Below are 7,478 nucleotides of genomic sequence, written 5' to 3'. Positions count from 1 at the left end.
GGGGCGCAGCGCCGCGTGCCGCTGGCCGGGGCCGGCGCGTCGCGGGCGGCGAGGGTGTCCGCGACCGCTCCGGTGACGAATCCGTAGACGGACTTGTGCAGGACGTCGACGACGAGTTCGGCGCGTGGCCAGGTCTGCGGCGGCGCCCCCACGCCGGTGGCGTTCTCCAGAATCTGATCGTTGGTCAGCCGGACCACGGTGAACATCCCCGAGGCCCAGGCGCCCCGCAGACGGCCTGCGCATGATGCTGCGCACCACGCCGACGAGCGCGCCCTGGCCGTAGTGCATCGCGAGGTTCCGCCACCGCGGCTGACGCGTCGGTGCCTCCGGCAGGCCGGTGAGCCGCGCCAGTACGCGGGCCGGCACATGGGAGTCGGGCCGCCCGGTCACCCGCTGCTCCAACTTCTCCGCCGCGGTCATCACCGCCGCCCCCGCCAGCCCGGCGACCAGCCCTTGCCACACCGCGCGCTTCACCATGGCGAACCCCTACCCGCCGGCCGGGCCCCCACACCCGAGATCGGGTACGCGAGCCGGGCTCCTACGAGGTGTCGAGCAGCGTTGCGGTGCCCGCCGGCGGTCAGACCACCGTGAGCAGCAGTCTGCCCGGGAAGGAGGTCCGCAGGCGACGGTGCGCCTCCGCCGCCTGCCCCAGCGGGAACTTCTCGGCGACGTGCACCTCGAACGGTCCGGCCTCGATGAGCTCGTTGAGGCGCTGCAACTGCCGGGGCCCGGTCTCGCCGTCGTACGCCTTGATCGTCACGCCGGGCCGCTCGCCCGGTTCCGGCTGCACCCCGTGGGGGTACCCGAGCACACCGCCGTCGCGCAGCGCCTCGGTGAGCTTGTCCAGCGTCTTTCCACCGACCATCGCCAGCAGGCCGTCCACGCCGTCCGGCGCCACCTCGCGGATCCGCCCGAGCACCTGGGCGAGGTCACCGTGACCGTCGACGGCCAGATCGGCGCCGAGCCGGCTCACCAGCGCCACGCCCTCCGCCCCGGACGCCACGGCGACCACGTTGAGCCCCTGCCGCTTGGCCAACTGCACGGCCAGGTGACCCTGTCCCCCGCTCGCCCCGAAGATCAGCAACCATGCGCCGGCGGGCAGGTCCAGCACGTCCAGGCCCGTCAGGGCGGTCAGCGCGTCGGTGGGCATGGCGCCCGCGTGCTCCACCGGCAGGCCGGCCGGCAGCTTCGCGACGTACTCGGCCTTGGTCGCCGCGTACTCGGCGTAGAAGCCGCCCTTCGGCCGGGTGTAGCCGTACACGTAGATCACGTCGCCCACGGCGACGTTGGTGACCTGCCGTCCGACGGCGGCGACGCTGCCGGCGGCCTCGGCGCCGGGCACGATCGGGAAGCTGCTTCCCTCGGGCACCAGCGCGCCCTCCCGGGTCATGGCGTCCCACACCCCGACGCCGGCGCTCCACACCTTGATCAGAACTTCGTCGTCGGCGATCTGCGGCACCGGCAGGATCCGCGGAGTGATCACCTCCGGACCGCCGAACTCGTCGAAGGCCGCGGCCTGCATCTGCTCCGGCACGTCGCCGTCTGCCATCTGGAATCCTCTCCACCCCGGTGTCGTGCGGGCACCGCATCGTCGAAGGCAGCATGCCGGTGCACCCGTCGTCGGGGGTCCCCGCGCGAGCGCCGTTCACCCGGTCGGGCTACCGGCCGCGAGCCCACCGGGCCTGCCGTGGACCACCTCCGCGTCGCCGGCGCCCGGAACACCTCGGCCCGCACAAGGGTCCGGCGAACGATCGCGGCGCCCGCGCCGGTCAGGCGGCCGTCAACGGTCGCTGACGAGCGTGTCCGGGGCCCGCATCCGCCACGCGTCGGTCACCAGCTCCCGCAGGCGCTCGACATCGACCTCGGCCAGTCGCAGCATCACCAGCGGCCACCCCTCGTAGCCGGGTGTGGTGAAGAAGAGGTCGGGCTCGCCGAGGAGGAGAGCCTGCTTCTCGGCCTCGTCGCCGACGAAGAGCACCGCGATGTCGGTCCGGATCACCCGTGGCTTTCCCGGCCTGCGCTCGGGGTAGGACCAGACGAATCCCTTGTCGGCGACCCGGAAGTCGAAGCCCTCGCTGTCGATCTCCACCACGTGCGGCAGGGCCAGGGCTATCCGGCGGACATCATCGGCGTCAGCCATCGGGGTCCCTCCCGGGTCGGATCCTCACCGGGCCGAGGTTACGCCTGAGCACCGACATTGATCATGTCCGCCCGGGCCGCCGGCGTCTCGCCCATCGCGGAGGGGGAACCCCTCGGGTTTGCGACAATCACCGAGCACGAACACGGAACCCGGCGCAGTCCGCCACTCGACCAAGAAGAGGTACGTATGCCACTTGACCATGACGCGTGGCCGACGCTGGAGGAGTTGCTGCGCGAGGAGGGCGAGTTGGAGCTGCCGGCTCTGTCGGAGTCGGACGCGTACGAGTTGGGGATGCGGGCGGTCGCCGCCGCGAGAGAGCGGAACCTGCCGATCTCGGTGGGTGTGTGGCGGACCGGGCGCCAGTTGTTCCACTGCGGCCTGCCCGGTTCGACGTTGGACAACGACGGGTGGCTGCGTCGCAAGGGCCGAGTCGTGATGCGGTTCGAGCACTCGTCGCTGTACATGGCACGGCTGTGCCAGGACAAGCAGGTGACCCTGGCGGAGAGATTCGGACTGCCGGCCGCGAAGTACGCGGCCGCCGGGGGCGCGGTGCCCCTGCGCGTTCGCGGCACCGGCGTGGTGGGCTGGTTCGGCGTCTCCGGACTTCCGCAACTGGACGACCACCGCTTCGTCGTCGAGGTGCTTCGCGGGACCTCGCGATAGTCGTATACCGGGGCGGTGAGTGACCCGAGCCTCGGGGGCAAGGATCGGGGTTGACCGGCCGCCACCAGCGGCTCGTCAACCCCGCCGATCTTGTCGGGGGCGGTGGTTAGCGTGTGCTCACTGTCGCCGCGCCGGCCACGTCGGGCCGGTCGCTGACCCCTCGGAGGCCCCCATGTCGCAGGAGACGACCTACCTCGAACTGTCCGAAGTGGACGGTGCGCACAAGTTCTACGAGGTCGTCGTCGAGGACGCCACGCTGACCGTGCGCTACGGCCGGATCGGCGACCAGGGGCAGGTCAAGGCGAGTGCCTATCCGGACAACGCGCGGGCCCGGGCGGCCGCGGCGAAGAAGATCGGGGAGAAGGTCCGCAAGGGGTACGCCCCGGCGGTCCCCGGCGTCAGACAGAAGCGCAGCGTCTCCCGACGGCAGATCGTCAGCACCCGCTCCACCGCCCGCACCGCCCCGGTGCTGTGGCGCTACAACTCGGGTGCCCCCGCCTTCGGCATCTTCGTCGACGGGCAGCACTGCATGGTGGGCAACGAGCACGGGGTGATCACCACCCTCGGCCACGACGCCCAGGTGCGCAGCCAGGTCCGCCTCCCCGACGGGGTGAAGTGCATCGTCGCCGACGACGCCTGGATCTACGCCGGCTGCGACGACGGCAACGTCTACGACCTCTCCGGCAAGGTGCCCCGGGTGGCGTACGCGATCGCCCCGGAGATCGACATCTACTGGCTGGACATCCACGACGGCGTCCTGGGCGTCTCGGACGCCGACGGTGGGATCGCCGCCATCGACCACGAGGACGAGTTCCTCTGGCGCCGGCCCGGGCGGGGCCGCTCCGCCTGGATGGTGCGCTGCGACACCGACGCGCTCTACCACGGCCATTCCCAGGGGGTGACCGGCTACGACTGGCGTACCGGCCGCGAGCTCTGGCACACCGGCACCGGCTCGGTGCTCTTCGGGTGGCAGGAGCGCGGCAGCGTGTTCGCCGGGACGAGCACCCGCGAGGTGGTGCGGCTGGCCAAGGACGGTCGGGTCGAACGCCGGTACCGGTGCGACGCCCCGGTCTTCTCCTGCGCGACCGCGGAGGGCGGCCGGTACGTCTTCGCCGGCGACAGCCAGTCCTCGATCTACTGCTTCGACGCGGCGGGCACCCGACTGTGGAAGCTCGGCACCGGCTGCGGCTCGGCGTACTCCATGCAGTACCACGACGATCGGCTCTATGTCGTCACCACCGGCGGTCACCTGGCCTGCATCGACGCCAGCGAGCCGGCGATCCGGGCGGCCCAGGTCGGCGACGTGCCACAGGTGCTGGACGTCAAGGCGCCCCGCCAGGCACCACGGACGGTGGAGCCGACGGTGGTCGAGGTGACCAGCGACGCCGGCGCGGGCGTCGTCGTGCAGTGCCTGGACGATCGGGGGCGGCTGCGGGTCCAGGTGGTTTCCGACGGCTACCGGCGCGACTGGTCGGTGCAGTTCCCCAAGGGCATCCGTGAGCCGGGCGCCCGCTACCTGGTGACCGAGGTCCGCGAGTCCGGCCGAGGCGGGTTCTACCGGGCGTACGGCGACATCCGCCGGCTGCGCTGAGCAGGGCGCGTCGTTTACGGGAATCCACAGAACCGCAGGTGGTGGGTAAACCGGTCAGGTGCGGGCGGGTGACCACCCGTCGGCGACGAGGAGGGCGGCGTCGACGCCCTCGCCGTCGAAGAGCACCCCGTCCCGGTCCCCCGCGACGACCCGGTCGACGTACACCCCACGCCCCTGGCCGGAGCCGTCGGTGCTGCTGCTCCACCGCAGGTGGGTCGCCTGGTCGGGCAGCGCCACCGAGACCTGCCACCAGGCCCGGCCGCCGTAGCCGGTGACCGTGCCGTCGCTGGTCCAGCGGCGGTCCCCGTGCCGCAGCAGCATCCGCGCCGGAGCCCACGTCCGCCCTCCGTCGGTGGAGACCTCGAACCGCGTGCTGTCGTAGCGGGGCTCGGTGTCGTACCAGAGTAGGAAGCTCGCGGCGCCGCCGCCTTGCGCGGCCCGGCGCAGCGGGGCGGTGAGGGTGACCGTCGCGAGGTCGCGCGGGTCGGCCCGCCAGGCCTCCCGCGACCGGGGTCGCACCGGCATCGCCTCGGCGAGGTCGCGCGCGACCGCGCGCCGGGCGACGTTGTTGCTGCCCCAGCCGCGGTCGGGGTGCACCCGGTTGCTCAGCAGGATGACGAACGAGTGGGAGAGCGGGTCGATGACGATGGACGTGCCGGTGAAGCCGGTGTGCCCGAACGCGACCGGGGAGGAGAGTCCCATCATGTACCAGTGCTTGTTGAGCTCGAAGCCGAGCCCGCGATCGCTCTCCGGGTAGGCCGCCTCCAGCGGCGCGTTGTAGTTGACGAGCATCGCGCGCACCGTGTCCGCCCGGAGGATGCGTCGCCCGCGGTACTCGCCCCCGTTGAGCAGTGACTGGCAGAGGAGGGACAGGTCGGCCGCGGTGGAGAAGATCCCGGCGTGCCCGGCCACGCCCCCGAGCGACCAGGCGTTCTCGTCGTGCACCTCGCCCCAGACCATGCCGCGCCCGGCGTACGGCTGGTACTCGGTGGCGGCGATCCGGGACCGCAGCTCCGGCCCCGGGTTGTAGCCGGTGTCGGTCATGCCCAGTGGCGCGGTGACACCGTCGCGGACCAGATCGGCCAACGGCCGCCCGGTGACCCGTTCCACGAGTACGCCCAGTGCGATCAGGCCGAGATCGGAGTAGACGTAGCGCGTGCCGGGCGGGGCCGCCAGCGGCGTGGCCAGCGCGGCGGCGAACCGCTCGGCCGGCGTCGGGTATCTGCTCCACAGTGGCGTGAAGGCGGGCAGACCCGAGGTGTGGGTCAGCAGCATCCGTACGGTGACCGCCTCCTTGCCGCCGGCCGCGAACTCCGGGACGTAGCGGGCGACCGGGGCGTCCAGGTCCACCCGCCCCCGCTCGACCTGCTGCATGGTGACGATCGTGGTGAACAGCTTCGACACCGACGCCAGGTCGAAGACGGTGTCGGGCCGCATCGGGATCTGCTGGTCGGCGGGAAGCTCCACCCCGACCAGCCCGGGCGGCGGTCCGACGGCGGCGTACCGCACCGCCGTGCCCACGGCGGCGTGCTGCACCACCACACCGTCCTTGGCCGCCAGGACGACCGCGCCCGCATACGCCGGGTAGCCGGGGTGGTCCGGCGTCGGCTGGAGATAGGCCGCCAGGTCTGCGGGGAGGCGGTCCACGGGCGCGGGAAGCAGACCGACCTCGCGGGCGCTGCCGGGCCGCAGCGTGTCGTGCCGGAAGTCGATGTCGGCGGGGGTGACAACCGGCGGCCCGGACTCGTCACGCAGCGGCGCGCCGGCCGCCCCGGTGGCCGGCGCGGTCGTACCCAGGATGGCCACGGCCAGGCCGAGCGCGAGCCGGCGGAGCGCGGGCGGACGGTGCAGCGGGCGGGACGAAGTGGTCATGGCCGCACTCCTCAGTAGAGCAGGTAAGGCTGGCGCTGGCGGTCGAACGCGGCCAGCTCGTCGGCCCAGGCGCCGACGACGTCGTCCACGTCGGCTCCGGCGTCGATCTGGGTACGCAGGCGGGGCGACCCGGTGAGCTTGTCGATCCAGTACGGGCGGACGGCGTCCCAGGAGTCGCGCCGCCAGGCGAACGCGGGGTACTTGTGCGCCTCCACCAGCATCGCCACCGCGGTACGGATCGGGTCGTACACCGCCCGGTCGACGACCTTGACCTCGACGCCGGCGCAGAGCTTGTTCAACAGCGCCGGCTTCTGCCCGGCCGAGGTCGGTGCGAAGTACGCCTCGCGGAACTCGACTCCGGGCAGGTCGCGGGCGTTGAGGCGGTCACTCCAGTGGTGGTCGAAGTCGGTCGCCAGCCCGCCGATCAGCTCGAACGGACGGCAGGTGCCGCGGCCTTCGGTGATCGACGCGACGCCCTCGAAGAGGCCGGTACCCGGGTAGACCAGCGCGGTGTCCGGGGTGGGCATGTTCGGACTGGGCATCACCCAGGGCACGTCGGTGTCGGCGGCGAGGCGGTCCCGCTTCCAGTGCTCGCACCGCACCACGTGCAGGTCCACCGGTCGCCCGGCTTCGACGGGCAGGAACGTGCCGTTGAAGAACCGGGCCAGCTCCCCGACGGTCATCCCGTGCTGCTGGACGATCTCCTTGAGGCCGACCCCCGAGGTGTACGGCGCGGTCATCATCGGCCCGTAGGCCCGCCCGCCGATCGGGTTCGGACGGTCCAGCACGACGTAGCGTTTGCCGACCCGGGCCGCGGCGACCATCGAGGTGTACATGGTCCAGATGTAGGTGTAGAAGCGGACGCCGACGTCCTGGATGTCGAAGACGATCGTGTCCACGCCCGCCTCGGTGAACATGCTCTCCCACCGGGCCAGCGAGGCGCCGTACGCGTCGTAGACGGGGATGCCGGTGCGCGCGTCGACGCCGGTGCCCTCGCTGCCTCCGGCCTGGGCCGAGCCACGGAAGCCGTGCTCGGGGCCGAACGCCGCGGCCAGCCGGACTTGGCCCGAGCCGTGCATCAGGTCGACGAGGTGGCGGTAGGCCCCGTCGACGCCGGTCGGGTTCGAGACGACGCCGACCCGTTGGCCGGCGAGCACGGCGAAGTCGGAGGCCACCAGTTGGTCCAGGCCGTGCGGACCCGGCGGACACCGG

General features: G+C 72.4%; 6 protein-coding genes and 1 pseudogene. 2 read left to right on the top strand and 5 right to left on the bottom strand.

Going from position 1 to position 7,478, the window contains the following annotated elements:
• From JNW89_RS21590 to JNW89_RS21580, 3 genes and pseudogenes are all read right to left on the bottom strand, one after another.
• A pseudogene (locus tag JNW89_RS21590) lies at positions 1-206 on the bottom strand (hypothetical protein); the annotation flags it as partial.
• 371 nt (positions 207-577) lie between these two features.
• A complete protein-coding gene (locus JNW89_RS21585) occupies positions 578-1,549 on the bottom strand; it encodes an NADP-dependent oxidoreductase (protein ID WP_238450283.1) in 972 nt (323 codons plus the stop codon).
• Positions 1,550-1,780: 231 nt separating this feature from the next.
• Positions 1,781-2,140 (bottom strand): MmcQ/YjbR family DNA-binding protein, encoded by a 360-nt coding sequence (locus JNW89_RS21580; protein ID WP_238450282.1) that lies wholly within the window; start codon positions 2,138-2,140, stop codon positions 1,781-1,783.
• A gap of 186 nt (positions 2,141-2,326) precedes the next feature.
• Here JNW89_RS21580 and JNW89_RS21575 point away from each other — a divergent pair, with 186 nt between their 5' ends.
• Positions 2,327-2,803 carry a heme-degrading domain-containing protein gene (locus JNW89_RS21575; RefSeq protein WP_238450281.1) on the top strand — a complete coding sequence of 159 codons (477 nt, stop codon included), beginning with the start codon at positions 2,327-2,329 and terminating at the stop codon, positions 2,801-2,803.
• 172 nt (positions 2,804-2,975) lie between these two features.
• Positions 2,976-4,394: a WGR domain-containing protein gene (locus tag JNW89_RS21570; RefSeq protein WP_238450280.1), complete on the top strand. Its 1,419-nt coding sequence runs from the start codon at positions 2,976-2,978 to the stop codon at positions 4,392-4,394.
• A gap of 54 nt (positions 4,395-4,448) precedes the next feature.
• Here JNW89_RS21570 and JNW89_RS21565 read toward each other — a convergent pair whose 3' ends face one another.
• Positions 4,449-6,266 carry a serine hydrolase domain-containing protein gene (locus JNW89_RS21565; RefSeq protein ID WP_238450279.1) on the bottom strand — a complete coding sequence of 606 codons (1,818 nt, stop codon included), beginning with the start codon at positions 6,264-6,266 and terminating at the stop codon, positions 4,449-4,451.
• Between the two features lie 11 nt (positions 6,267-6,277).
• The coding region (locus tag JNW89_RS21560) for a DUF1343 domain-containing protein (RefSeq protein ID WP_306344889.1) at positions 6,278-7,478 on the bottom strand (1,201 nt) is incomplete at its 5' end.

The sequence above is a fragment of the Micromonospora sp. 4G55 genome (assembly GCF_016803375.1).
This window is presented reverse-complemented; position numbering and strand designations above follow the sequence as displayed.

Bases quoted from the DNA above. Each gene is read 5' to 3' on its own strand.
- JNW89_RS21565 (WP_238450279.1), bottom strand. From the start codon at position 6,266: ATGACCACTTCGTCCCGCCCGCTGCACCGTCCGCCCGCGCTCCGCCGG.
- JNW89_RS21570 (WP_238450280.1), top strand. From the start codon at position 2,976: ATGTCGCAGGAGACGACCTACCTCGAACTGTCCGAAGTGGACGGTGCG.
- JNW89_RS21575 (WP_238450281.1), top strand. From the start codon at position 2,327: ATGCCACTTGACCATGACGCGTGGCCGACGCTGGAGGAGTTGCTGCGC.
- JNW89_RS21580 (WP_238450282.1), bottom strand. From the start codon at position 2,140: ATGGCTGACGCCGATGATGTCCGCCGGATAGCCCTGGCCCTGCCGCAC.
- JNW89_RS21585 (WP_238450283.1), bottom strand. From the start codon at position 1,549: ATGGCAGACGGCGACGTGCCGGAGCAGATGCAGGCCGCGGCCTTCGAC.